The organism is Haloarcula sp. H-hyl6 (assembly GCF_056934455.1).
In genome coordinates this window covers 101,213-127,099 of the sequence record NZ_JBRIIK010000003.1, presented here as the reverse complement: position 1 = coordinate 127,099, position 25,887 = coordinate 101,213, and the positions used below count along the sequence as shown (strand labels likewise).

At 60.8% G+C, this 25,887-nt stretch carries 18 protein-coding genes and 2 pseudogenes; 6 read left to right on the top strand and 14 right to left on the bottom strand.

All coding sequences use genetic code 11. The features are described from left to right. Window positions 1-9: 9 nt before the first annotated feature. Window positions 10-2,190, bottom strand: coding sequence for a heavy metal translocating P-type ATPase (locus Hhyl6_RS19125; protein WP_483741154.1), 2,181 nt, complete (start codon window positions 2,188-2,190; stop codon window positions 10-12). Between the two features lie 130 nt (window positions 2,191-2,320). Next, window positions 2,321-2,749, bottom strand: a complete 429-nt coding sequence (locus Hhyl6_RS19120) for a universal stress protein (protein ID WP_483740847.1) — start codon at window positions 2,747-2,749, stop codon at window positions 2,321-2,323. A 93-nt stretch (window positions 2,750-2,842) separates the two neighbouring features. Between Hhyl6_RS19120 and Hhyl6_RS19115 the strand changes: the two genes are divergently transcribed. Then, window positions 2,843-3,739 carry a CPBP family intramembrane glutamic endopeptidase gene (locus Hhyl6_RS19115; protein WP_483740846.1) on the top strand — a complete coding sequence of 299 codons (897 nt, stop codon included), beginning with the start codon at window positions 2,843-2,845 and terminating at the stop codon, window positions 3,737-3,739. A gap of 147 nt (window positions 3,740-3,886) precedes the next feature. Next, window positions 3,887-4,373 (top strand): annotated as a pseudogene (locus Hhyl6_RS19110) (flavodoxin domain-containing protein). A 902-nt stretch (window positions 4,374-5,275) separates the two neighbouring features. Here Hhyl6_RS19110 and Hhyl6_RS19105 read toward each other — a convergent pair. Further along, complete coding sequence (locus Hhyl6_RS19105; protein ID WP_483740845.1) at window positions 5,276-5,569, bottom strand: hypothetical protein; 294 nt, start codon at window positions 5,567-5,569, stop codon at window positions 5,276-5,278. Then, on the bottom strand, window positions 5,566-6,396 hold the full coding sequence (locus Hhyl6_RS19100) for a succinylglutamate desuccinylase/aspartoacylase family protein (RefSeq protein ID WP_483740844.1): 831 nt from the start codon (window positions 6,394-6,396) through the stop codon (window positions 5,566-5,568). Before Hhyl6_RS19100 ends, Hhyl6_RS19105 begins: the two co-directional genes overlap by 4 nt. 927 nt (window positions 6,397-7,323) lie before the next feature. Here Hhyl6_RS19100 and Hhyl6_RS19095 point away from each other — a divergent pair. Both Hhyl6_RS19095 and Hhyl6_RS19090 read left to right on the top strand, forming a co-directional pair. Further along, window positions 7,324-8,373 carry a DMT family transporter gene (locus Hhyl6_RS19095; RefSeq protein ID WP_483740843.1) on the top strand — a complete coding sequence of 350 codons (1,050 nt, stop codon included), beginning with the start codon at window positions 7,324-7,326 and terminating at the stop codon, window positions 8,371-8,373. Between the two features lie 1,003 nt (window positions 8,374-9,376). Beyond that, window positions 9,377-9,796, top strand: coding sequence for a DUF8059 family membrane protein (locus tag Hhyl6_RS19090; RefSeq protein ID WP_483740842.1), 420 nt, complete (start codon window positions 9,377-9,379; stop codon window positions 9,794-9,796). Between the two features lie 102 nt (window positions 9,797-9,898). Here Hhyl6_RS19090 and Hhyl6_RS19085 read toward each other — a convergent pair whose 3' ends face one another. Next, entirely contained in the window at window positions 9,899-10,129 is a 231-nt protein-coding gene (locus Hhyl6_RS19085; RefSeq protein ID WP_483740841.1) for a hypothetical protein, read from the bottom strand. Between the two features lie 25 nt (window positions 10,130-10,154). On the opposite strand from Hhyl6_RS19085, the gene Hhyl6_RS19080 reads away from it, so the two are divergent. Further along, complete coding sequence (locus tag Hhyl6_RS19080; protein ID WP_483740840.1) at window positions 10,155-10,634, top strand: hypothetical protein; 480 nt, start codon at window positions 10,155-10,157, stop codon at window positions 10,632-10,634. Window positions 10,635-11,899: 1,265 nt separating this feature from the next. Here the strand turns inward: Hhyl6_RS19080 and Hhyl6_RS19075 are convergent. The 9 genes and pseudogenes from Hhyl6_RS19075 to Hhyl6_RS19035 all read right to left on the bottom strand — a co-directional run bounded on the left by Hhyl6_RS19075 (window position 11,900) and on the right by Hhyl6_RS19035 (window position 24,341). Next, entirely contained in the window at window positions 11,900-13,414 is a 1,515-nt protein-coding gene (locus tag Hhyl6_RS19075; RefSeq protein ID WP_483740839.1) for an aldehyde dehydrogenase family protein, read from the bottom strand. Window positions 13,415-13,417: 3 nt separating this feature from the next. After that, on the bottom strand, window positions 13,418-14,482 hold the full coding sequence (locus Hhyl6_RS19070; RefSeq protein WP_483740838.1) for a zinc-dependent alcohol dehydrogenase family protein: 1,065 nt from the start codon (window positions 14,480-14,482) through the stop codon (window positions 13,418-13,420). 148 nt (window positions 14,483-14,630) lie between these two features. Next, on the bottom strand, window positions 14,631-15,434 hold the full coding sequence (locus Hhyl6_RS19065) for an ABC transporter permease (protein ID WP_483740837.1): 804 nt from the start codon (window positions 15,432-15,434) through the stop codon (window positions 14,631-14,633). Then, complete coding sequence (locus Hhyl6_RS19060) at window positions 15,427-16,344, bottom strand: ABC transporter permease (protein ID WP_483740836.1); 918 nt, start codon at window positions 16,342-16,344, stop codon at window positions 15,427-15,429. Before Hhyl6_RS19060 ends, Hhyl6_RS19065 begins: the two co-directional genes overlap by 8 nt. Further along, on the bottom strand, window positions 16,341-17,486 hold the full coding sequence (locus Hhyl6_RS19055; RefSeq protein ID WP_483740835.1) for an ABC transporter ATP-binding protein: 1,146 nt from the start codon (window positions 17,484-17,486) through the stop codon (window positions 16,341-16,343). Before Hhyl6_RS19055 ends, Hhyl6_RS19060 begins: the two co-directional genes overlap by 4 nt. A 61-nt stretch (window positions 17,487-17,547) precedes the next feature. After that, window positions 17,548-18,708: an ABC transporter substrate-binding protein gene (locus Hhyl6_RS19050; RefSeq protein WP_483740834.1), complete on the bottom strand. Its 1,161-nt coding sequence runs from the start codon at window positions 18,706-18,708 to the stop codon at window positions 17,548-17,550. Window positions 18,709-18,940: 232 nt separating this feature from the next. Then, window positions 18,941-19,765 (bottom strand): IclR family transcriptional regulator, encoded by an 825-nt coding sequence (locus Hhyl6_RS19045; RefSeq protein WP_483740833.1) that lies wholly within the window; start codon window positions 19,763-19,765, stop codon window positions 18,941-18,943. 1,024 nt (window positions 19,766-20,789) lie between these two features. Further along, window positions 20,790-23,078: a phosphoenolpyruvate synthase gene (gene ppsA / locus Hhyl6_RS19040; protein WP_483740832.1), complete on the bottom strand. Its 2,289-nt coding sequence runs from the start codon at window positions 23,076-23,078 to the stop codon at window positions 20,790-20,792. Between the two features lie 100 nt (window positions 23,079-23,178). Next, a pseudogene (locus tag Hhyl6_RS19035) lies at window positions 23,179-24,341 on the bottom strand (NAD(P)/FAD-dependent oxidoreductase). A 700-nt stretch (window positions 24,342-25,041) separates the two neighbouring features. Here Hhyl6_RS19035 and Hhyl6_RS19030 point away from each other — a divergent pair. Continuing rightward, window positions 25,042-25,848: a sugar phosphate isomerase/epimerase family protein gene (locus Hhyl6_RS19030; protein WP_483740831.1), complete on the top strand. Its 807-nt coding sequence runs from the start codon at window positions 25,042-25,044 to the stop codon at window positions 25,846-25,848. Window positions 25,849-25,887 lie beyond the last annotated feature (39 nt).

Sequence of the window (25,887 nt, the reverse complement as noted above, 5' to 3'; positions counted from 1 at the left end):
CTCGATTTCCTACTCACGGAAGCCGAGGAGCCGGAGCCCGTTCAGGGAAACGAGTACAGTCGACCCTTCGTGGCCGACCACGGCTAGCGGCAAGGGGATGCCTCGTAAAAGGATTGTACCGACCATCAACGCGATAGCACCGAAGGCGATTACGAGGTTGACTGTCAGCGTCCGGCGCGTCCTTCGACCGAGTCCGAGCACGTAGGGTATCTTCCCGATGTCGTCACCCATCAACACGACGTCAGCCGTCTCGAGTGCAACGTCAGTGCCGGCGCCACCCATCGCGATGCCGAGCGTGGCCGTTGCCAGGGCCGGGGCGTCGTTCACGCCGTCACCGACCATCGCCACGTTCTCGTAGCGTTCTACCAGTTCTTCGATGGTCGCCACCTTCTCCTCTGGAAGCAGTTCCGCCTGCACTTCGTCGATGCCGACCTCGTCGGCGATTTGCTGTGCGACGCGTTCGTTGTCGCCGGTCAGCATGACGATGTGCTCTACCCCGAGAGAGCGGAGGTCCTCGATCATCTCGGCGGCACCGGGCCGAACCGTGTCGGTGAACGCGAGCCACCCCAACACGGTGACCTCGCCGCGAGTCTCTCGGGCGACGATGACGCTCGTCTTGCCCTCCGATTCTAAGGTTTGGAGGCGGTCGAGACCTGGTTCGACCCCCTCGATTACTGCATCTTCGAGGACCGTCTCGACGTAACTTCGATTCCCGATATGGATGGTTCCGTCGTCGACATCCGCTCGGACGCCCTTCCCAGCAACTGACTGAAACCGCCGTGCCTCGGGGACGTCGAGTGACCGTGCTTCTGCTTCCGCCACAGTCGCACGAGCGAGGTGATGCTCTGAGCGGGCTTGCACGGCCGCCGCGAGTGAGAGCAGTCCGTCGGGCGTCAGCGACTCGTCCGCCGGTCTGTCACGGACGAACACGTCCGTCAGCTGTGTTTCACCCTGCGTGAGTGTACCCGTCTTGTCGAAAGCGACCGCATCGATGTTCGCTGCGGCCTCGACGTGCTCGCCGCCCTTGAACAGGACGCCCTGCCTCCCGCCGGAGGCAATCGCCGAGAGGACCGCCGCTGGCGTGGAGATGATGACCGCACATGGCGACGCGGCGACCATCAGGGTCATCGCGCGGTAGAACGTACTGGTGAACTCACTCCCGAGTGCGAGTGGGATGGCGATAGCTGCAATCGTGAGCCCGAACACCCCGAGGACGTACGGTTGTTCGAGACGATCGATGAGCCGTTGTGTCGGGGCTTTCTCGCTCTGGGCCCGTTCGACCATGTGAATGAGGCGACTGATCGCCGACTCGTGGGCCTGCCGCGTGACCTCGATTTCGAGGCTCCCGCTCTCGTTGATGGTCCCGCCGAACACCTCGTCACCGGATTCTTTCGGAACGGGAACGGACTCGCCGGTGAGCGAGGCCTGGTCGACTGTCCCCTCACCGGACGCGACGACGCCGTCGAGCGGAATCCTGTCGCCGGGACGGACGACGAACACGTCACCGACGTCGACGTCGTCGATAGCCACGGTGACCTCCTCACCGTCGCGGATGACCTGTGCCTCGTCTGGCCGCATCTCGACGAGGGACTTGATCGCCCGGCGCGAACGACCGATGGCGTAGTGCTGGAGTGTGTTCGACAGCGAGAACAGGAAGAGCAGCATCGCGCCCTCGAACGGCGCGCCGATAGAGAGCGCGCCGAGCGCGGCGACGATCATCAAGAGGTCGATGTCGACCGCTCGGTGTCGGAGCGTCTCGATTGCACCTTTGAGACCGTACCACCCGCCGAAGGCGTATGCGACGGCGTAGCCGGCCCACATGAGAGGCTGTGGCCCCTCGAGCCACCCCGTAACGAGACCGGTCACCATCCCGAGCAGCGTCAGGCCGACGAACGCCACTTCCCGCCCGAGTTCCGAGCGGGTGCTCACGCCAGCCGTTGCGGTATCGGAATCGTCTTGGATCGAGACGTTACGGTTTCGGACTGCGTCTCGAATCGTTTCTTCTGAGGTGACGCTCCCGTCGTAGGTGATACGAGCGCTCCCCGTTCGAAACGAGACGTCAACGTCGTGGACGCCAGATAGGCTCTGCAGATGTCGTTCGAGTGCCTGCGCTCCCGCTTCGCCACGGCCACCTCGTCGTTCGATTTGGACAGAACACGTCGAGAGAGACGGTGGGTCAGTAACAGCCACGTTCTCGGGACCTACAGTTTGGTTGGATTCCACTTTTTAGGTACACCTACGAGTATTCGTCCGACTGCATACGGGGTCGATCTCCGAGCCCTCGGAGCGAACCTTGGTATCGGGACGCTGGTCAGAGCGCTCATCCAATGATAGTCACCGGAATCCGTGCTCGGCGGGTGACTGTCTCGGCAACACTTCCGAGGAGCGTTCGGTCTATCCCTGAGCGGCCGTGGCTGCCCATCACGATCTGATCGATACCATGCTCGTCAGTGTATTCGAGGATTGCTTGTGTCGGTCTGCCGATTTCTGTGACAGTGTCGAGGTCGATACCGTGCTCTGCCGCAAGGTCCGTGGCTGTCGTGTGAATTTCGGCGGCGCGTTCCTTGGCGTTATCGTACCAGTCCTCAGCGACTGGCAAGCCACCTGCCTCGACGTCGATCACCGAGTCGATCGGATTGATGACGTAAATCGTGGTGATGGCGGCGTCCGGGAAGTTCTCGAGAGCGTACGTGAGCGCACGCTCGGCAAGTGGGGAACCGTCGAAGGCGACGAGAACGTTGTCGGGCATACGAATGGATTCGAGACGAGTTGAGAAGAGTGTACTGCCGAAACCACGGCAGTTGGCAGTACCGTTAATTACGAGCGTGTCACAATCGGTGCTATGTTCAGTGTCCGCCCGTGGATCGACCACCACCGTCTCTTGACCTTCGTCGCAATCGCGTACGCGTTCACTTGGACGATCCAGGGCGCACTCGCGTATTCCGGGATGGAAGCCTCCTGGACGCACTCGATCCTGATCGGGTTCGGCGGGTTCGGTCCGCCGATCGGCGCGGCGGTCGTCATCTGGGCTTCCGGTGGGAGCCTCCGAACGTGGGTCGGACAGATGTTCAAATGGCGGATCGGTGTGAAATGGTGGGTGCTCGCGCTCGGACTCCCGTTCGTCATCCTCTCGCTCGGCGTCCTACTGTTCGTTCTAGCCGGTGGTCCGATAGACCTCACCGAATTCGAATCTCCGTTCATCTACCTGTTCGCGATGGCGTGGGGGACCGTGTGGGGTGGCGGTCAAGAAGACCTCGGGTGGCGTGGCTTCATGCTGCCCATACTCCAAGACTCCTACAGCGCGCTGGTGTCGAGTGCCATCGTGGGCGTCACGTGGGCGGCTTGGCACCTCCCGCTGTTCCTGAACGCCACGACCACCCACGGCGGCTGGCCGCTCTCCCAACAACTCCTCTGGATGGTCTCTATACTCGCCGGATCTATTCTCTGGACCTGGATGTACAACAGCACCGGCGGGAGCGTCCTCGCCGTCGCGGTGTTCCACGCCGGCGTCAATGCGATGGGAATCTTCCACCCCGCCGACCCGGAGGCGCTCATCCCGAACGGTGTGCCGGACCCCTGGCTGAATCTGCTCGCCGAAGTCACTGGCGCCGTTCCACTCGTGCTGATCGCGATTCTCTTGGTCGTCGTCTACGGTGCGGATCGGCTCGCAAATCGCGACCCACCGACCCCCCAAGACGCCGGCCTCCCACCGGAGACCGAATCAGAAGCTCCCGGGTGAGTACACACCAACGATGGACACCTAACGGGTTCGGAGTTGCTCCCGTTCGAACTACCAGCCGTCGAGCCGCGACTCGGCGGGAACCTCGAGTCCAACCAGAATTCACCTGGCGGTGCGGCGAACACACGTACTGAGGTGTGAGAACACGTGAGCGCCTTTCTGACACTCTATGGGACGGGCGAAGGTCAGACGGCGACGATCGCAGAACGAATCGCGGCCACAATCAGCGAGCGCGGTCACGAGGCGAACGCAATCGACGTGCGTGACCGTCCGGACTCTTCATCCCGGACGTGTACGACACCGTCGTCGTGGGCGCGTCGATCCACGTCGGCAAACACTAGGACGCGATCCGTGACTTCGTCACCGACAATCGAGACGCCTCGTCGGGAATGCCGACCGCATTCTTCCAGGTGTCGCTATCATCGGCGCGCTTCGGTTCTCCGAGTACGGATTCCTCAAGCGCCTCGTGATGAAGCAAATCGCAAAAGAACTCCGTACCGAAGAGCGGAAACCGAAAACCGACATCGAGTTCACCGACTGGGACGCTGTCGACGCCTTCGCAGCGGACGTCGCCGCGTTCGTCGAAGGCCGTCTCGGCGATACCCCGGACACCATCGATGATTCGCCGGTATGAGGACCTCGCCACTGCCCCGACGCCTCACCGGCCCTCTCTCGTTGCATCGACGCACACCGTCGACGTCGTCGCTCTCGTCAGCGTCGGGACGTCGCTCGGCGCAGACCGGCCGTCTCGCGGATATATCTGTCAGCGCCACACGGTGACTAGCCGTATGGCGGCGTCGAACGCGCCCGGGTCGATCGGTCGGGTGTCGGAGCGAACCGGACTATACGTCAATCACGACGACATCCTCGTCTGGTTCGTTTCTCTGCGGACCGTCGTCCCAAGCGTGTTCACAGCGGCGTGGTTCTCAGCTACGTTCTCTTCCCTCAAGGGCTGTTACGCGGCGGGAATCCGGACACATCCACGAGGTACGCGGGAAATATCGCGGTCACCTCGCCGGGCTCGGTTCGCTCCCTGTCTCGTCCCGTCTTGGCGAGTCGTTCCGCCCGGCCCCGTATCCCCTGGAGCATTCCGTAGGTCATCAGTGACGAAACCGGGTCGAGGGCTGCGAGGGAGGCGACTCGGACCGCCGGATTCTCCGGCAGGGGGTTCCGCGAGCGCACCAGCAGCCGTGTCGGGGATGTCGGCGCGGCGAACTCTCGATATCGAATGAACTCGAACTCATGCGACCACTGCAAGCTGAGACCAGTCTGTCCGTTACGATGGAGTCGTGGAGCGAGGCATCGAACTGCTCGAGAGCTCTGGCTACGAGCGACCACCGGCTACGAGAGTGTCACCGCTCGGATGAACACGACTGGGATAAGGAGTAGTGGATACGTGCGCGTCTCGCTCACGAACGAACCGAGTATTCGGCTTTTCGAGGCATCTTTCGCCGCTTGTCACGGTAGTGAACTCCGAATGCGATTCGTGTGCGTTCGCCTTCGGCCGTCTCGTCAGTGGTTGCCAGCGGACGGCTGTCAGCGAATGATGCGGTAGCCGACACCGGCGACGATGGCGACAGCGTAGCTCCCGAACAAGAAGGGTGCCCAGAACACCCAGAGTTCGAAGTGCGGGAACAGATAGCTCCCGACGGAACTTCCGAGCATCATCACGAGGTAGCCCGGATACGCCAACGGCGTCAGCAGCCGGCCGTCCAGACTGCCGACGGCGAGCGGAATCGTAAGGAAGGTGAACACGACTGCGACGACGCGACCAGCGAACACCGTCCGGAGATGCTGGCGGTCGAGTCCACCCGCAGTTGCGTCGCTCATGTGTTCCTGTCACCGCCCGTGGTTTCGACCCGCCCGTCACGCCGCGAGATGCCGTGTTTCGCCAACAACGTCTCGGCGATGAGCGATGTCCACTGTGTCCCGGTCGACGTGTCGAGAATGAACCTCGTCGACTCGACGATGTAACCCGGGAGGTCGAGGTCACCTGCGACCTTGTGGACGAGGAGTGGCGAAGACCCGTCGAGGAGGTTCCCGCGCTTGTAGCGATGGTACGGCATATACCACGGGACGACGGTGTCGTTCGCGGTATCGATGGCCGTCTGCGCGTACGCCGGTGCTGGGTCGACGACCGTCGGGAAGATTGCTTGCCCGACGGACGATTCGTGGGTTCGATACACGCCTTGGGAGGAGTGTAAATCGAGGACGACGTCGGGGTCGGATTTCTCGACCAGTCGCCAGATGGCCCGCGCGAGTTTCGTCTCTGCCTCTCGACCTGTGGGGAACTTCCGATTCAGGTCACCGTTGTCGTTGTGTCGCATCTCTCGCTCGATGGCGGGTTGGTTCGCCTTCGGAAGGATGACTAGTTTTCCGGCGTCGAACTCCCACGAGGCGACGTCGCTCGCCGCCCGATACCCGCTCGGTTCGTCACCGTGCATCCCGCCGACGACGACGGCGGTGGGGCCGTCGTTCGACGCATCGATGGTGACCACTTCCGATGCGTACTTCGTCCCCGCCAGAAGCGTCTCCGTCGAGCGCGCACCCCCACCTGTCTGCGTCGGTGCCGTCGTTGCTGTCGTCCCACCGGTCCCGATGAGCGCTGAGCCACCGAGGGCCGCCGCCGAGTGGGCAAGGAACGTCCGTCGTCTCATTGTTCGCCTTCGAACCCACGACTGGAAAATTATCGGGCAGCTAAGTACGTTCGTCGTGTCTCGTTGCTGTGAGACGTGGTGGTGCACCCTGCTCCCGCGCTGCTGGCGGTTGTGTGCGGCTTGCACCGCGCTTTTCGACTAATTCACGATGACGACGCGACCCCTGACGACGCGGTGTGTCTTCGACGCCGAGAAAGCCGCCCGTCTACCCCACGAACGGCGCACAACGGGCCATGCATGTCGACTATGTATCGAGGACGAGGGTCTGGATTGGTAGTGGTGACGTAAGAAGCGGTCGGACGCCGTCATCGCGACGGCCCGAACTGCGACGCCGACTTCTCGGGACACTCCTCACTGGCTGTCTCTCCAGCATAGCTGTCCGGTTGTGGAACGCGAATTCAATCGTGTGTCGTCTCGTCCCCACAGATGATGCTTGTTGGTGCAAGCCGAGTTCCACGCAGGCGCGGCCGCGCCGGTAGAACGTCGTCCGGGAATACGAAATTGGGTCACGAGGGGAGTCTCAGGACCCGTATCCTCTATCTACGTTTCTAGTGACAGTAGGGTGATTACTTCCCATACCGCCGCAGAACGGACCTCGGGTGTGTTTGTGATAGTGGGTCTGTCCTGTGAGCACGCCGCCCCGAGGCCCGCCGAAAATTCATGGGTTGAGAGCAAAAAGGGCTTTCATTATCAGGGTGACTTCTGCTGTCCGACTGGGCGGTGGTCCGGCACGACGTCCCGACGTCGGTCCCGGAGACCAGTGACCGACAGACAACGACGGTCGGTGTCACACCCGTTGTGATAACATCGTCCATCTAACTCGTGACGAACGGGGCTTGAGGACAGAATCGGCACCGAACCGACGCTGATGGACGCGGTGACTCAGCGTCGTGACATTGAGTTCGATGCCGACAGCTTCCACGCTGCATGGCTGCACACTGGCTTCACAGTGCTCTTATTTATCGGGCGAATATCTATCGTGTGTCCACTGCCCGCTGGTCCAGAAGCGCACTCTCTCCCCGGTATCGTGATGCCGGTCTCTTCGTGCTCCTTGCGGCCCTCTTCGGCGCGTCGTTCGTCGCAATCAAAACCGGGCTCCGTGAGCTGTCACCGCTCATATTCGCAGGCTTGCGCTTCGACATCGCCGCTGTCGTCCTACTGACCTACATCGCTGTTACGAGCGACCGGTCGACGTGGCTGCCGAAAACCCGTGCTGACTACCTCGGTATCGGAACCGGAGCGGTATTTCTCGTGGCACTCAACAACGGACTATTGTTCCTCGGGCAGGTCACGACGACCCCCGCTGCAGCGTCGGTGATGTACGGACTCAATCCGATACTGGCACCCGTGTTCGCGTGGTGGTTACTCGGGGACCGACTCTCCGCACGTGGTGTGGTCGGGATTGGCGTTGCGCTGTGTGGCGTCGTGATTATCGTCCAGCCGTCGCCGTCGACGTTTACCGATGCCAGCGCCATCGGACAGTTGCTCGTCCTCGGGGCCGCTGGAGCGGTCGCTCTGGGGAGTGTCTTACTCCGCCGCCTCGAGCCACGGATGGCGAGCATCTCGCTGACCGCGTGGGCCATGGCCGCTGGAGCGGTACTCCTCCACGCCGGCAGTCTCGCCATAGGGGAGTCGCAACCGAACCTGCTCGCCCTCGAATCCGTGACGGTATTGAGCCTGCTCTCGGTCGGGATTCCATCGACAGCAGTAGCATACGCGATTTACTTTGGACTCATCGAGCGGGTCGGGCCGGTCCGGACGAACCTAGTAGCCTATTTCGTACCCGTCTTCGCCGCCCTCAGCGGCTGGCTGTTACTCGAGTCGACTGTCTCGCTCTGGACTGGCGTCGGGTTCCTCGTCGTCGTCGCCGGGTTCGCACTCATCGAACGCCACGTCGTTGGCGCGGAACTCGCCCGGCTCGGTCGACGACTCCGTGGACAGACTGTTGGTGGAGACAGAGCGGACTGTGACGACTGAGATTGCCACGGGGCCACGTCTGTCACGCTGACTCACCCGTCGAATACGTGGCTGCGTCGGTGTGCGAAACGGTGACGGGACATCACATCGTGCGACAGGAGACGTACAAACGGCTGTCCACTCACTCGCAGTGGTCAGTATACTGGCCTCGTGGGAGCTGTCGAGGATGGCCTCGCGACGGTCGCCTTCGAGCACGATGATGAGGGGATTGGTGTCACTGTGTTGGAGGCGTCGGCGGTACCTGAGAAGGGACGACACGCCTGTCCGTGCACAGCAACGCGGCTAACCGGTGGTGGATGGTCGCCGACCATCAAACGCTCTTGGGTGAGAACACGAGTGGCCGACGACCGTATCGTGACCTTGCACTCCCGACACAAAAACAGTCAGGTGATACCGAACGGTTTGGCCCGGCTTACCCTACAGGACACGTCCCAATCGAGTACTCCATCTGTCCCACTGGTGGTGCTCACGAGTGGGCCTCGGACCGCGTCTTTGACTAAACACACCGATACTGGGAGCTACCGACGTCGCTAGCCACTACCGAGACTCCCCACTGCGATATAGTCGGTGCCGTGGACGGCCCAGCCCGACACGATACTGGGGACGGGAGTGTAGTCACAAAGGATGGACCCGCGACGCAGGAGGCCCGTAGCGATACCGGGACTACTCTAGCTGCGCAACTGACGAAGGATATCGACGACGGAGATACTGACGTTGCCCCACTCGTCGACCTCTCCGCCGCGACGACGTCGACGGCCGCGGTCGCCACCGAATCTCGAATACTCGGGCAGTCCGACAAACCCGCCCGTACTGTTTCATGAGACCGCTCACGCCTCGATACCCGTACGTGACCGCCGATAGAGAGTCGCCGACTCGCGGCCCAACGTCTTAGTCCACACCAAACAGGCTTGGGGTCGCTTGAACATGAGAAATTGAGTAAGTACAGATATATTACGTATCAGAAAGACTTATTAAATCACCCGTTTTGGTCGATGATGGTGTCATGACGCGAGCACTCAAAGGATCAGGTTTCCTCGGTTTGGCAACAATGATGGCAGTGGGGCTGTATCAGTTTGTCTTACTGTCTGGTGGACAAGGGGTCCCCGGATGGATGATTGGCGGGCACGCACACCTCGGTGTGCTTTCGATTCTCGCCATTGTGATGGGGTTCGCCGTGCCTGCACTCGGCGTGACCGGACGACTCCGAGCAGCCGTAACTGTTCTCTTCATCTCAGGGCAGTGGGGAATTCCCGGAATCGTATGGCTCGGTGAGGGCTTCGGTCTGATGATTCTACTCCCGACCGGATTTCTCTGGGGCGGCGCACTCATCGTGTCTATGCTTATCATGTTCTATAAGTCGGTCACGCATCCCAACGAGACGACCGGGACCGGTCCAGCTGGCACGATTCCGACCGACGATTAGACTATTGTGTCGTTCGGTGGTTTCCCCCTCTCCTGACACTGTCACAAGGTCGAGAATTTGCCGGCAGTACGCACCCCCACTGAGCGACAGGTTAAGTGGTATCTACGCTGGCCCGTTCAGCGTCGGCACCTGCTCGGAGATAGTCCGCGCCACTTCGACTTCCCCTTGCGGAAACGACCACGTGCGGTCGGTGAGGTCGCCGGCTCGACGGACGGTCGCCGATACCTCACCGCTGGTCTGTGGCTGTGCGACATAGGCGGCGGCGCCGATGATTGGCACTCGTCGACTGTTCTGGATGCTCACCTGCTGGTTCTGTGGGGCCGCGGTGTTCATCTTCACGGACAGCAAACGTATCTCTATGCTTCGCAAGGTGCTCACTGTGGTCGGTACCGTTGAGGTGCTTGCTCCAGGGACGTTGCTTGAGTCTGCCGAACGAGTTGCTCTCGAAAATTCCGGCGAGTGTGACTGGCGGTCGTGGGTAGTTCCGAGTGCCCGACTTGAGGGAGTGGTCATTCTCTGGCTTGTCTGGCGGAGTGAGGACTCGTATTCGGCGTTCAAGAAATGCCTTGGTCTCGTCGGTCTGCTTGCATTGTTCTTCCCACGAGCGTACGTGGACTATGGCGCAGACGTCGCGTACACCGAGGAATCCTCGCCAGAGTGGAAGCCGTGGGTGTACACCGGGACGCGCGTTGTTGGCCTGCTCTACGTCCTTATCGCTCTCAACGAGTGGCGGAGTGATTGGGACCCCAGAACTGTTCGGAGAGGCCCTGAACAGGCGCTTCAGGCAGATAATCCTTGCTTGTGCAAGCTAATTTTCACACAGACGCTGCCGCTCTAGCGGACCCCAGACTGGGTACTTAGGTCAGGTGAGGCGGTCCAGGGTCCACTCGCCACTTCCAGTAACACCGGCGAGCGAACGGGTAAGCTCTCCGTAGAGCGGACCTTGGTGTGTTCGTGATATCGGTCTGCCCGCGAGGGTCAGGAGTATCGAGGCCCACCGCAAACTCGTGGGTCGAGCGCGAAAGGGGTTGCATTATCAAGGTCGCACCTGCCAACCGACTGGGCTGTGGTCCGGCATGACGGTTCCCGACGTCGGCCGGACACCGACGCGGTCGGAATGCTCGCATCCGGCGCGCTCCAGAGCGCTTGACGGTCTGTGTGCCCTGGGACAATTCCCGACCGTCCGATGGCTCCGGTACTGAGGGCTATTGGGCCTCGGGAGCGTGAGGCATGACCCACCCAGGACTGGTGGGCCGGGCGCGCAGGCAAGTATGGGCCATACCGGTCGCAGACTGGCATCGCCACACGTCCAGTAGGTTCTCTTGGCATAGTACGTTTTGTATCTACACTCAATATTGTTCGATATCGAGATTTTCTAAATTCCACATTCAATAGAGGAGAGATATTACTGTATTGATTTTTATAACTCTAAAATAGACAATTTATATTTCATATTGCCGAATTCGACAGAGAAAACCGATAATTTCGAGAATATCGACGCCACGGAAAACAGACTGACGGACTTCATTGGTCTCTAAGCGCAACGCAAGGAGGCCACCAACTGCAGCCACGTCGTGATACTTGTCCCTATTGACTGGAGGCTCTCACCGAGGCGTGCCGTCGACGTCGGTCCGATATTGACTGTTGATGGGCTCGTTCTCGAGCGACAAAAGACGACGCCCAGTTGGCTTCCCAATCACGACTCGGCCCGCTTCTGTGCACGTTGCGGGCATACCACGACCTCCTGTTTGCAGAGTTTAGCGTGAGTATTCGGAATCAATTATCGAGAAATCTTACAATAGTCGCTGATTGGTCACGACCGAGCTATCGAAGTACTCGAACTATTCCTCGCTCTGAATCGAATGTGGAAGTGAGAGTGTGACTCATCGACTGACACAATCCGATATCGACTAAACAGTCATATCGGACCTTTCAGAGCGAGGGTGATACTGGCCTCCTCGGAACACAGGGCAGTAACCGCGGCAAGGTCAAATGAAACGCTCGCTCAACAAACCGAAGCAACCCCGATTTCGGGATAACCTGCCTTCGGTCAACCTACCTGTCGAACCTGTTATTCTCTGTAAGTTTCAACGGAGCTGGAAACTACACCTTCGGTTCGTCGAGATTGACGTAGACGGTTTTCGTCTGGCGGTAGTGATCGAGCGCTGACTCTCCGAGATCGCGGCCAATTCCGGATTTTTTGAACCCTCCGTAGGGTCCTTCCGACCGAATCGGTCCGTAGGCGTTCACGTAGACGATGCCGGCATCGATGTCCGCAGCCGCGTTGTGTGCGATGTCGGTCGATTCGGTCGCGATGCCGGCTGCCAATCCGAACTCGGTGTCGTTCGCGAGTTCGATCGCCTCCTCGTACGTCTCGAAGGACTGGATCGTCTGCACGGGACCGAATATCTCCTCACGGGCGATTCGCATATCGTTATCGACGTCGGTGAACACGGTCGGTTCGACGTAGTGACCGTCCGCCAGCGCCGGGTCGTCCGGAATCTCCCCGCCCGTTGCGAGGGTTGCGCCCTCCGCCTGTCCGACCTCTATATACTCGGTAACGGTGTCCAGTTGCTCGCCGTTCGTCAGCGGACCCATCGTCGTCTCTTCGACGAGGGGGTCTCCCAGTTCGTAGCTCTCAGACATCTCGACGAATTCGGTGACGAATTCGTCGTGGATATCGTCGTGCACGAGGACTCGGGAGAAGGCGTCACAGATTTCGCCGGTACTGTAGTAGATGCCGTCGGCGGCCGCTTGCACAGCCGTCTCGATATCGGCGTCGGGGAAGACGACGATCGGCGATTTCCCACCCAGTTCGAGCGTCACCGGTGCGATGCGCTCGGCTGCTGCACGCATCACCTCCGCGCCGACGCTCTCGCTCCCGGTAAACGAGACTTTCCGGACGTCCTCGTGTTCGACCAGCGATTTACCGGTAGTCGAACCCGAGCCCGTGAGGACGGTGAGTACGCCGTCGGGCAGAATATCTTTCGATAGCTGCGCCATCCGAACAGTCGAGAGCGGCGCGTGTGCCGAGGGTTTCAATACAGCCGCGTTACCGGCTGCGAGCGCCGGCCCGAGCTTCCAAGCGGCGGCCCAAGCCGGGAAGTTCCAAGGCGTGACCTGTCCGACGACGCCGAACGGTTCGGTCCGGGTGTACATGTGCAGGTCGTTCTGGGCCGGCACCTGTTCACCGGTTTGGGCCCGGACGATCGACGCGTAGTATTCGATCGTACTGATCGCGCCCTCGACCTCACCACGGGCGTCTCGCATCGGTTTGCCCGTGTCGAGACACTCCAGCAACGCCAGTTCGTCGACGTGAGCCTCGAGTTCGCCGACCCACTCGAACAGACGGCGCGACCGCTCCGAAGGCGTCGTGTCGGCCCACTCTGTCTCGTAGGCATGCCACGCTTGTTCGACAGCGTCGTCGACGACCCTCTGGTCACAGACACCGACCTCGACGAACGGCTCGTCGATTACCGGGTCTCGGACAGCGAGCGTCTCGTCTAGCTCGACGCTCTCGCCACCGATATATGGTGCGACGGTCAGTCCGTCGAGCGCTTCTTGGTGCTTCTGGCGGTGCCTCTCGCGTATCGTCTGTGGGGACTCTGTCTGTGCCATCGATTATGCGAACGTGTCGACGACAGGTATCCCGACGGTTTCGTAGTTCGTCATGGCTTCGAGTTCGTCGTTGACTCCTTCCAGGTCGATGTGGCTCGTGATGACCTCGCTCGGGTCGAGTTTGCCGTGCTCGACCATCCGGAACATCTCGCCGTACTTCGAGGGTGGCAGGCCACTGGACCCGTGTATCTCGATCTCGTTCATCACGATAGTGTCCGTCGGAAGTGGGTTGTAGCCGTGCTGTTCTTTGGTTGTCAGGCCGATCTGTACGTGTCGGCCGCGCGTTCGCAGGGATTCGACGGCGTTCTGGCAGGTCTCCTCGATGCCGAGCGCGTCAAGCGAGACGTGCGCACCGCCGTCCGTGATGTCGCGAATCTCCTTCGCCGGGTCGTCGACTTCGGCCGCGTTGATCGTCTCGATAGCGCCAAGGTCTTCGGCCATCTCCAATTTCTCCTCCATCAGGTCGACGCCGATGACGTTCCCGCCGAGGGCGTTGGCGATGTGGACTGCCGAAAGTCCGATTCCGCCCAGGCCGTGGATAGCGACGTATTCGCCACGACTGACGTCGGCCTGATGTGCCATCCCACGATAGGCCGTCATGAATCGACAGCCCATTCCGGCGACCTCCACCGGGTCGACCGTGTCGGGAAGCTGCACTGCGTTGATGTCGGCGTGCGGAATCGGGACCTCTTCGGCGAACGCTCCGGGAGCGCCCTCTTGGAAGCCGAGCCCGAGGTGGTTCTCACAGAGGTTCTCGTAGCCCACACGACACTCGTGACAGTGCCCGCAGGCGAAGTTGAACGGGATAGCGACGCTGTCCCCTTCCTGAACTGTATCGACGTTCTCGCCGACCTCGACGACGGTACCCGACGGCTCGTGCCCGAGGATGTGTCCCTGTGGAGGCTTGTAGTCGAACCACTCCCAATTGCCGACCCATCCGTGCCAGTCACTCCGACAGACCCCACACGCCTCTACCTCGGCAACGACGCCGTCGGGGTCGGGCGATGGTCGCTCCACGTCTCGGATTGCGAGCGGTTCTTCGTACTCCTCCAGCACAGCTGCTCTCATACAACATGGTACGACGACACGTAGTGGTATAAAAGTTTTCCCGAGCTAATAGATATTATCTCGATACGTTTTCCGCGAATTACCGGTGTGGGCCACGCCTCCGCCGACTGGACCGGTGAAAGCCGATACGACTCGCCGGCAGACTCGACTACAGTCGTTTCGCGACGAACTCGAGGTTCGTCGCGAAGGCTGCGATCAGAATTCCCAGTAGCGAAATGAGGATTAGGAACGTCGAGACCACGCTGACTATCGGCGTCAGCGACTGTCTGAGGGTGTTCCACGCCAGAACCGGTATCGTGCGGGTCTGGTAGCTAGAGAGGAACAGCGCCATCACGAACTCTTGGAGACTGATGATGAACGCCAAGAGTGCAGAGACGAGGATACCGTTCTTGACGTTCGGAAGGACGACGTGGACGAACACCCGGATGGGATTCGCACCGAGGTCCATCCCGGCATCGTGTAGCTGCCAATCAAATCGCTGGAAGACGGACTGCATCACGAAGAACACGAGCGGCGTCGCCCAGAGGCTGTGAGCGAGGATGATGGCGAGGTACGACGACCGCAGTCCAAGTCGGCTGAAATACACCAGTAGCGTCACACCAAGGATGACCGGTGGGATGAGTAGCGGCATGATGACCACAGGCGTCAGGATTCGGTTCAGGCGGCCTTCGCGAGCCTCCATCCCGAAGGCTGCAGTAATCCCCATAAAGGTCGCCAGTACTGTCGTGCCGGCGCCGACGAGGATACTGTTGTCGAAGGCTCGCAACCACGTGACCTGGCTGAAGAACGCCGCGTACCAGCGTAGTGAGAACCCTTCCGGGGGGAACTGGAGGTTCCCCGATGGAGAGAACGACGTCAAGACGACGATGGCTAGCGGCAACAACAGGAGTGCACAAAGCGTGACATAGCCGACCCGGAACGCGGCCGTTTCGAACTGTTCGCGTTCAAGCATTCTGGACGTCACCTCCGTATCGACCGAGCGTGGCATAGATGCCGACGATGCTGACGAACATCAACACGAGCATGACCGTCGAGAGTGCCGTCGCCAACGGCCAGTTGAAGTTAACCAGCATCTGTTCCTCGACCTCGATAGCGAACGGCAGGTCACTTCCGGCGCCCAGTAGTGACGGGGCAGAGTACGCGCCGACGCTCCATGCGAAGGAGATGATGGTCGCCACAGTTATGCCCGGCATTATCTGCGGGACGACGACCTCGAGGAACGAGCGCGGTCGACTCGCACCTAAGTCACGTGCGGCCTCGACGATTTCCCAGTCGACCGTCGAGAGGACGCTGTAAATCGCGAGCATCGCGTAGGGGAAGACGATGTATATCTGCCCGACGAGGACGCCGAGCGTGTTCGGGACGATCTGTATCGGCGACTGGAGCAGGCCGACGGCGAGGAAGAGGTTGTTCAGGGTGCCGTTCGGAGCCAGAAGCGGGACCCATGCGTACGTCTTGATGACCAGCGTGGTCAGCAACGGAAGCACGACCGAAAACAACAGTAGGGACCTGAGCAGGCCGCTGGCCCGCCAGGTGGCATAGGCGTAGAACGTCGCTAACACGACCGTAACAGCCGTAGCGACGATACCGAGCTTGAACGAGTACAGGATGATTCCCCGGAGGAGTTCGGAGGAGAAGACCTCCACGTACGAGGCAACTGAGAAGGTCCCTTTCGCATAGGGCAGTCCCTGTGCCTGTTCGCTGACGCTGATTCGAAGCAGCATGAAAAACGGGATGACGAACACCAGCAGTTCGAAGAGGATGAGCGGACTCATCAGCAACAGCGAGCGCCGGCCCTGTGACTGGTTCTGGAACGGCGCCCAGAGTCCGTCGAGTATGGTGTCGTGTGCCTGCGTACTCATCGAGCCACCCCCGCTCGGGAGCCGTCCGGCTCGAAGACCAGTAGCTCGTCGACGGGCCACGATATCTCGACGGCATCCCCCTCGTCGATCGACCCTTGCTTTGCGACACTGCGCTCGACGAACAGCTGCTCTCCCCCGACGTCGACGACGTATCTGATGGTCGAACCGCGATAGATCGTATCCTCGACAGTGCCAGTCGCGATTCCGGCACCGGTCCCGTCAGCCCGTGCCGACTCGCCGGCCGAGGCGGCCTCTGTCGAAGCGGAGCCGTTGCGTGGCTGTATCGTCATGAACTCGGGCCGTAGGGAGACGGTCAGCGAGACAGCAGGGTCGAGCCCGTCTCGAACCGGAACCTCGATTCGCGACTCGAACTCGGTGTCGATGATACCGATACCGTCCTCGATACGGGTGAGTTCACCCGTGACGAAGTTCGTGTCGCCGAGGAACTCCTCGACGAACTTGTTCTTCGGGTTGCGATACACTTCGGTCGGCTCGCCGACCTGAACCAGATGTCCCTTGTTCATAATGCCGATCCTGTCGGCGAGGGTGAACGCCTCGTCCTGGTTGTGGGTCACGTGGATGAACGTCTTCTCGAACTCGCGGTGAATCTCCTTGAGTTCGATTTCCATCTCCTCGCGGAGCCGCTTGTCCAGATTCGAGAGCGGCTCGTCGAGCAGAAGGACCTCCGGGTCGACAGCAAGTGAGCGAGCGAGTGCGACACGCTGTTTCTGTCCCCCGGACAACTCCGTGGGGTTGTGGTCCTCGTAGCCGTCCATGTGGACGCGTTCGAGCATCTTCCGGGCCCGCTTTTTGCGACTCTCCTCGTCATCACCCTGCATCTTCAAACCGAACATCACGTTCTCCAGGACGGTCTTGTACGGGAACAGGGCCCAGTTCTGGAACACCATCGAGGTGTTCCGTTCGTAGGGTGGGTCGTCGGTCACTTCCTGACCTCCGATAGACACTGCACCCGAGTCGGGTGTTTCGAGACCGCTGATCATCCGCATGGTCGTGGACTTGCCGCACCCGCTCGGACCGAGCAGGCAGAGCAATTCCCCGTCACGAACAGACAGGGACACGTCCGTGACTGCGTCTATATCGCCGTACGACTTCGAGACCGCTTGTAGCTCTATCTCGGACATTGGGTGGAATCTGGGTGTAACGTGGTGATTTGTACGTCGGTTGATACGGGCGACGACATGACTATCCCGCACCGGCCTCCATCTTCGAGATCTGCTGTGAGAACGAGTCGAAGTTCGAGTTGATGTACTCGAACCGTGGCCACGAGATCAACTTCGCCTCCTGGCTGTTGGTGGGGAGGTCTTCGGCGAGCTTTTCAGTTGCGTACTCCATGTGCTTGTTCGTGAACAGAGTCGGGCTTGACTTCGACCACTTCGTCTGGACCTCCGCGTCGAGCAGGAAGTTCAGGAAGTGTTCGGCCATTTCGCGTTTATCAGTGCCACGGACCGGGCACCAGTGGTTGACGAACCCGCTGTTCTTCTCTGGGGCGGTGTGGCTGAGGTTCTCGAAGTCGTCGATATCGTAGGCGGTCTGTTCGTAGTACCACTGCGCGTAGTCGATGACGCCGTTATCGAACATCTGCCAGATGTCCTCACCGGAGGTCGCCCAACCTTGGATGTTCCATTCGTTCTGCATATGGTCGAAGACCTCCGCCGACATCTCCTCGTTGTACACCTCCTTGGCCAGCTCCATCTCGTCCATTGCCACGGCCGCGTCGTGTTGCGGGAACCACCAGAAGCCCTTGTCGATGCCGATACCGCTGTTCCCCATCTCGTCCGAAGAGAGGTCCGACCACGTACTCGGCTCGAAGTCTGCAGTGTTGCGGTAAATTAGCGTGGTCGGTGCGCCGTCGACCGGCACCCCGTACTCGGTCGGTCGGAACGTTCGGTAGTACTCGATGACCTCATCGAGGTTCGGGACGTTCTCCTTTCGCACAGGCAGGAACAGGTCGTCGTTCCGGCCGAGCAAGTAGAAGTACCCCTCGGTGATGGTAACGTCGAACGGTGGTGCGTCCTCCGGTGCCGACCGAATCTTCGAGAGGATGCCGCTCCAGCCACGGTTCACTTGGAGCCTTCCACCCGTCCGCTTCTCGTACATCTCCTTGATCGTGTTCTCGAAGTGGTCCGCATAGTTCCCGCTCCAGACCATCACTCTGAGCGTTTCACCACTGAACTCCCCTCCCGTGCTACCTGTACTGGCACCAGTCCCGCTGTCACTAGCCAGCGAAGCACATCCGGAGAGTGCGGCCACAGACCCGACGCCGGCAGTCTTGAGGAACGAACGCCGGCTGTACCGGCTTTGGACCGTCGACTGTTTCTGGGTACGGTAACGATTATCACTCATGGTACGCAATCACGCTTCACCAGCAAGGGATAAAAAACCAACTGTAGATTGTAGCATCGGCGAAGGTGAAACAACCTCGGTCTATCCACGGTGTCACCAGCATATCGCGAGCGGTGCATCGAAACAGGGATTGTCTGGACGGTGACCCAGACGGAGAACGCCGAAAAGGGTATGACGCTCTCTCCGTCCACTGACCCTACGCGAAGGCCGCTCCAGTGGGCGTCTCGGTTTGTCAGCGGAGCCTGTTGACGTCGTCAGCGTCGGCTTCGAGTCGGGACTCGAGCTCAGCGATGACCGTTCGAAGAGCGTCGGGGATCTCCCGTTCGACCACGGTCCCGTCGAGACGATAAGTCGGGCCAGAGACACTGAGTGCACCGATGACCGAACCATCTGGGCCGTGTACTGACTTTCCGACGCTACGCATCCCCTCGGTATACCCCTGATCATCGATAGCGTACCCCTGTTCCCGGATGGTCTCTAACTCTCGAAACAACTCTGTTCGGCTCGTGATAGTGTACTCCGTCCGTGCGGGCAGCCCCCAGCGGTCGATGATATCTTCGATTTTATCACGCGGATATTGGGCCAAGATCGCCAGCCCGGATGCTGTGGCGTGCATCTGGTAGTAGGAACCGGTGTACGCTCTGTAATCCTTCGAGGACCCCATCTGCCCCTCACCGCCGTACTTCACCCATTTGTGATAGGACTCGGCGATCGTCATGATACGCCCTCGGTCTGGCGCAACGAAATCACACTCTTCGTCCGTTCGGTCGGTCAACTCCGCGACGGCGTCCTCTATGTGTGTGATTCCGGGCCACCGTCCTCTAGCATGTTCGCCGAAGTTCAGAAACTTCAGCCCGATACGATACGTGTCGCCGGTTTTCGTGAGATAGCCGTTCTCTCTGAGCGTCGTGAGATGTTTGTGGGCCGTGCTCTTGGCGACGTCCAGTTCCGAAACGACATCTGCTAAGGTCGCACCATCCATCCGCAGAACTGTGTCGAGTACGTCCAAAGATAGCTGCGTCGTGGTGACGGTAGTGGTTGTGTCGGGGCCGTCCATGCTACCAAGTCACAATCCTCGGAACTTAATAGTTCGGATGAGCAAAACTCACAGTCTGATATCGTCCTCTCTGTAGGGGTTTTCCGTCTCAAAACGAATGATTCAACTTCCCTATCCAGTGTAGCTATACTTGGCAGAATTGTGGTTAGAACTGCAGCTCGAGCACTTATACTCGATTATGGTGGACGTTCTAACGCACTGATGTGGAGATGAGGGCGCGAACAAAATTAACGAACCCTGACAAGTCGAGTTTCAGTTCGGTTCTGTAAAACCAAAACCTGGTTTTCCCAAGTCAAAGACGCACGAGATAACGATAGTATGCTTGTTATTCTATGGCCGGGAATGTCGACCAGAGAGGGTCGTGTTCATCTCATCTGGACCGTATTACTGAGAAGAGTATCGAGAGAATCTCGAAATCGAGACGATGGCTACTGGGGGTTCAATGCCGCTGAATGCACGGAATACGATAGCTCTCAGTGAGTTCGGTTGTTCCGAACTGGCCGATGTACCAGTCGGAGGTCGGTCGTATTGGCGTGTCGCTTCCGTAGTCACGTGAAGGTATTCCGAGTGTTGCGGATTAGGGCTCGGGGCCCGTCGGTCTTCGTGGATGGAATCCACTCGTAGCTATGTCACACAGACTGGATCTATACTCACACAAGCTTACCCATTGGAGTGTGATTGCTCCGTCGGGGGTCAGTCCAGGTATTGTCGACGTCTGTACCCACCGCCGTCGCACACAATATACAGATGTAACGGCTATGCCAGACACGATTCCGCCTCAAATCTGGTCGTAACACGGGGTGAACTGCGAGTATCTTCTCCCCTGCCGTAGTCACTGTGGAATTAGCGGCTTACCTTCAAAAATGGGCACATACATCTTTACTTTACTCACGGAACCTTTCGTATTGAGCGGTATGCCAAGATACTGGGACCAAATTGGAAAACCGGATTCGGTATTTGGATCTACGACAGATATTTGTGAACAGTTATCGATAATGCAACTATAAATTTCGCAAGCCGGCTCTCAGTCTCGAACGGACTCGAGAATGAGCCGTTGTTCGACGCGCTTGGCCTCGTGCTGAGCGTCGTGGACGGCGTCGACGTTGACGCTGACGGAGGTGATGCCGGTGTCGACGAGTTCCTGAATCATTCGGGGCTTCGAGGCCGCCTGGCCGCAGATGCTCGTGGCGACGTCGTAGTCGCGGCAGGTCTCGATGACGTCGTGGAGCAACCGCATCACGGCTGGGTGGAGTTCGTCGTAGCGGTCGGCGACAGTGCCGTTGTTCCGGTCGACGGCGAGCGTGTACTGGGTGAGGTCGTTCGTCCCGAAGGAGACGAAGTCCAGGCCTGTCTCACAGAGGTCCTCGATGCAGAGGGCGCTGGCCGGCGTCTCGACCATCACGCCCCAGTCGCGTTTTGCAGGGTCGAGACCGGCCTCCTGCATCAGCGCCTTCGCGCGGTAGACGTCTTCGGCGTCGTTCACCAACGGGAGCATCAGTTCGAGGCTGTCGTAGCCCATCTCGTACAGTTTCTTGAACGCCTCTAGCTGGAGTCTGAACGTCTCCGGCTCTGTTAGTGAGCGACGGACACCCCGGTAGCCGAGCATCGGGTTGTGCTCGCTGGGTTCGTCCTCGCCGCCCTCCAGTTGGCGGAACTCGTCGGAGGGCGCATCCAACGTTCGGATGCGCACGGGCCGGGGGTAAAACGCCTCGGCGACAGTTCGCATCGAGTCGGTGAGCGTATTCACGAACGCCTCTTCCCCGTGGTCGGCGACGTACTGTTGAGGGGTCTTGTTCGTCGAGAGCACCATGTGCTCCATGCGGAGCAATCCGACGCCGTCGGCACCCGTCGCGGCCGCACGCTCCGCGGCCTCCGGGATAGAGACGTTGACCTTGATGTCCGTCGCGGTCATCGGCTTGCCGCCACCGGCCGCCGCCTGAGGACTGCCACCCGCCGCCGACTGTGGCTCGTCCTCGGTCGATGGCTGGCGGTGACCGTCGGCGACGATGCCTCTATCACCGTCGACGGAGACCATCTGGTCGTCGGTGAGCGTCGAGGTGGCGGTCTCGGACCCGATGACGGCTGGGACGCCGAGTTCGCGGGAGACGATGGCCGCGTGGCTCGTCATCCCGCCTTCGTCGGTGACCAGAGCGCCCGCACGTTTCATCGCGGGCACCATGTCCGGCGTCGTCATCTCCGTGACGATGATGTCGCCTTGGTTGACCTTGTCGAGTTGGTCGAGCGTCCCGACGACGCGGGCCGCGCCGGTGACCGTCCCTGGACTCGCACCGAGACCATCGACGAGTACGTCGCCGTCTTCGGGCTCGTCACCGTCGGTGCCGGCGTGACCGTTGATGGACTCGTCCACCGTCTCGTCGATGGTCGTTATCGGTCGCGACTGGAGCAGGTAGATGCTCCCGTCTTCGATGGCCCACTCGACGTCCTGTGGCTGGCCGTAGTGGTCCTCGACGAGTTCGCCGACGCGGTGGAGTTCGTCCAGTTCTTCGGCGGAGAGCACCCGCTCGTCTTGTTTCTCGTCCGGGACCGACCGTTCGACGGTCTCGCCGGTCCCGTCGTCGCGGACGTGCATGCTCTTCTTCGTCGCCACGGTCACCGCCTCGACGGACTCGGCCTCGCGGTCGTAGGTGTAGTTGTCCGGCGAGACGGCCCCCGAGACGACCGCTTCGCCCAGTCCCCACGCGGCTTCGACGGTAATCTCTGGTTCGCCCGTCGAGGGATGGCGGGTGAACATGACGCCGGACTTCTCGGCGTCGACCATCCGCTGGACGACGACGGCGATGTCGACGGCCTCGTGGTCGAAGCCCTGTTCGTCGCGGTAGTAGATGGCTCGCTGGGTGAACAGGGACGCCCAGCACCGTTGGACACGGTCCAGCAGGTCCTCGCTGTCGACGTTGAGGAACGTCTCCTGTTGGCCGGCGAAGGAGGCGTCGGGCAGGTCCTCGGCCGTCGCCGAGGACCGGACGGCGACGAACGGGTCCCCATCGAAGTCGTCGTAGGCCGCGAGAATCGTCGATGCGACGCTCTCGGGGAGGTCCGTGTCGACGATGAGTTCGCGCGCCCGCTGTTCGGCCTCGGCGAGGGCGGCCGAGTCCTCGCTGTCGACGTCGACGGCATCGAACAGTTCGTCGGCGATGCCGGCCTCCTCGATGAACGTTCGATACGTCTCCGCGGTGACGACGAACGCCGAGGGGACGGGCAGACCGGCGCTCCGGAGTTCACCGAGCGAGGCACCCTTACCGCCCGCTGTGTCGACGCTACTGTTGCTGATTGTGCTGAGCCAGGCTACTGGCATGTGTCTGCCTCCACGATTCTACCGGTATTCAACATTCTGGTCTCGGCGTATTTTGAGCGCCCGACCGATTACGGAGCGGCCACCTCGCCGCAAGGGCTGTCTACATATCCGACCACGCTTTCGCGGCCCGCCGGACGCCGGTGACGTCCGCTATCCACCGGGCGGCGATGCCCTTCTTCAGCACCTTCGCTGGCAGGCCGCCGAACGTTCCGACGGGGACGCCCGTGACGTCGTGGGCGACGGCCTGTTCCCCGATGGAGATGACCGTCCCCTTGTCGTCGTGCGTCCACGTCTTCAGCGGTTGGTCGCGCACGGCGCGCGCGACGTTCTCCCCGGCGACGTCGGCCGCCTGCCACGCCGCTTGTGCCGTCGGCGGGGCTGGCTGGTCACCCGGTTGCTCGATAAGGGCGCTGTCACCGATGGCGAACACCCGTTCGTCCTCAGTCTGGAACGTCCCTTCGGCGTGCAACCGACTGTTGCGCTCGTCCTTCGAGACGTCGGCGTCTTCGACGCAGTCGCGGCCGGTGATGCCGCCGGTCCAGACGAGGACGTCGTAGTCGAGTTCCGTATCCTCGCCGACGTACACCGTCTCTCCGTCCACTTCCCCGATGAACTTGCCCGTCAGGATGTTCACGCCGGCAGCTTCGAGTCGCTTGCGGAGCGCCCCCTGCAGTTCGGGGTCGTTGCCGGGGAACACCTCGTCGAGACCCTCAACGAGGTGGATGTCGATGGCCGCGTCGCGGTCGTCGCGGAACTCGGCGACTTCGCCGGCGGTCTGAATCCCGGAGAGACCGGCGCCGCCGACGACGACCTGCGCCGGGTCGCTCGGCGTGGCACCGGCGGCCGCGGCCCGTACCTCGTCGTGGATGGCGAGAGCGTCGTCGAGGCACTTGAGCGTGTGCGCGTGTTCTTCGAGACCCTCGATGCCGAAGAACGCGGTCTGAGAGCCGAGCGCGACCAGCAAATAGTCGTAGGTCACTTTCCCAGCGCTTTGCAGTTCGACGACTCGCTCGTCGGTGTCGATGCCGACGACAGTGTCACGTACGAACTCGGTAGCGGGTCGCTTGATTTCGTGGATGGGGATGGCGACCTTCTCCTGGACGGTCGGGTCGCGGATGCAGCGATGCGACTCGTGGAGGACGAGGTGGTGGTCGGTGTCGGCAATCCACGTCAGGTCGGCGTCGTGTCGCAATTCAGTTTCGAGACGCTGGACCGCGCGGCACCGGCGTAGCCAGCGCCAAGCACGACTATCTGCTCGGACATACCTCGCTCTGAGACGGTATCTGATACAAGTGCTTTGGAATCGGGTCTGCGTTCGGTCGAACCGGGGGACTTGTCGGTGGTTCGCATGGACCGAACGATGATGCGACGGCTCCTCTCGGTGGTCAGGCTCACAGCAGTCACGAGGGGGTCGCTCTCGCACCCCCGGCCGGAGTCGGAACCTGCGCCGACACTCCCGGGTTCGTCTCCTGTACCGGTCGCGGAAGAACGGTGACTTTCGCGAGATGTACACCCTCTCTAGCCGGAACGTCGCTCTATCGAGGGGGTACCACCCGAGGGACTCCTGCGGGGAACCACGCTCGACAACTCGAACCGACAAGTCACTGGGTGGTCCATCGACACGACAGCTACCCGGTCGGAACGACGACTCCGAGGTAACGATACGTATGTACGCACCACAAACTGGTTCGCACGTGACGAACGAACCGTTCAGTGCAAGCTTCTCTTTCGGATACCAACCGGCGTCCGTCCCCCTATGAAGGAGATGTGCCGGAGCGGTCGACGACCACTTCGCCGCCGTCGATCGTCGCCCTCCCCAAAATAATAACGTATGTACTTGTGTTATTCTCAATCGACACAGGTGTTCGCGTCTTGCGAACGGCTACTTTCTGGCCTATGTTGCTCGGTGGTCTCGTTGTGCCGCCGGCAGAATTATACTTGCCGCACGAATCGGTATTGCTGTATGGACGTCGGATACACCACTATCATGTACGACTCCGAAGCAGTAGCAACGACGGGTATCAGCGACTTCTCGGCCTGCCGGTACGACGGCGTGGAAATCGGGTTAGAGAAGGTGGAAGCGCTGGGGACCGAGAGACTCGAGACCCTCCTCGACCAGTACGACATGGACCTGTTCTGCGTGATGGCTGGGTGGCTGAACACCGAGGAGGACCGTCGGCGCGCCGTCGACGGCGCGACACTCGCCGGCGACCTCGGGTCGACGTTCCTCGGTATCCTGCCCCCGCCTCGGGGAGTCGTCGACGACGAGACGTTCGCCGAGTGGTTGGAGGACATCTGCGAAGCGGCGGCCGAAGCCGGGGTCACACCCGTCGTCCACCACCACTTTGGGGCACACGTCGAACAACCCGAGGAGATACGCCGCTGGCTAGACGAGGGACCCGACAACCTGGAGCTCCTGTTCGACACGGCACACTACTACCCCTACGGCGAGTCGGTCGTCGAGGGTATCGAGCGATTCGCCGACGACATCGCGTACGTCCACCTGAAGGATATCGACCCGCCAGCCGAGTTCGAGTATCACGTCCAGAACCTCACCGAGGGGAAGAAGGACTACGACAGCATCATCAACTGCGTCTGGGCGTTCACCGACCTCGGCCGCGGCGTCATCGACTTCGGCGACGTCGTGGCGACCCTCGACGACGTCGACTACGGCGGGTACCTGACCATCGAGATAGAGAACGAGCGCAACCACCCGCTGGTCCACGCTAAGGAGAACATGGACCACCTCCGGTCGGTCACGGACCACTGACGGTCTTCTCGACGCCGCTGTGTCTGCTCTCGACTGGGT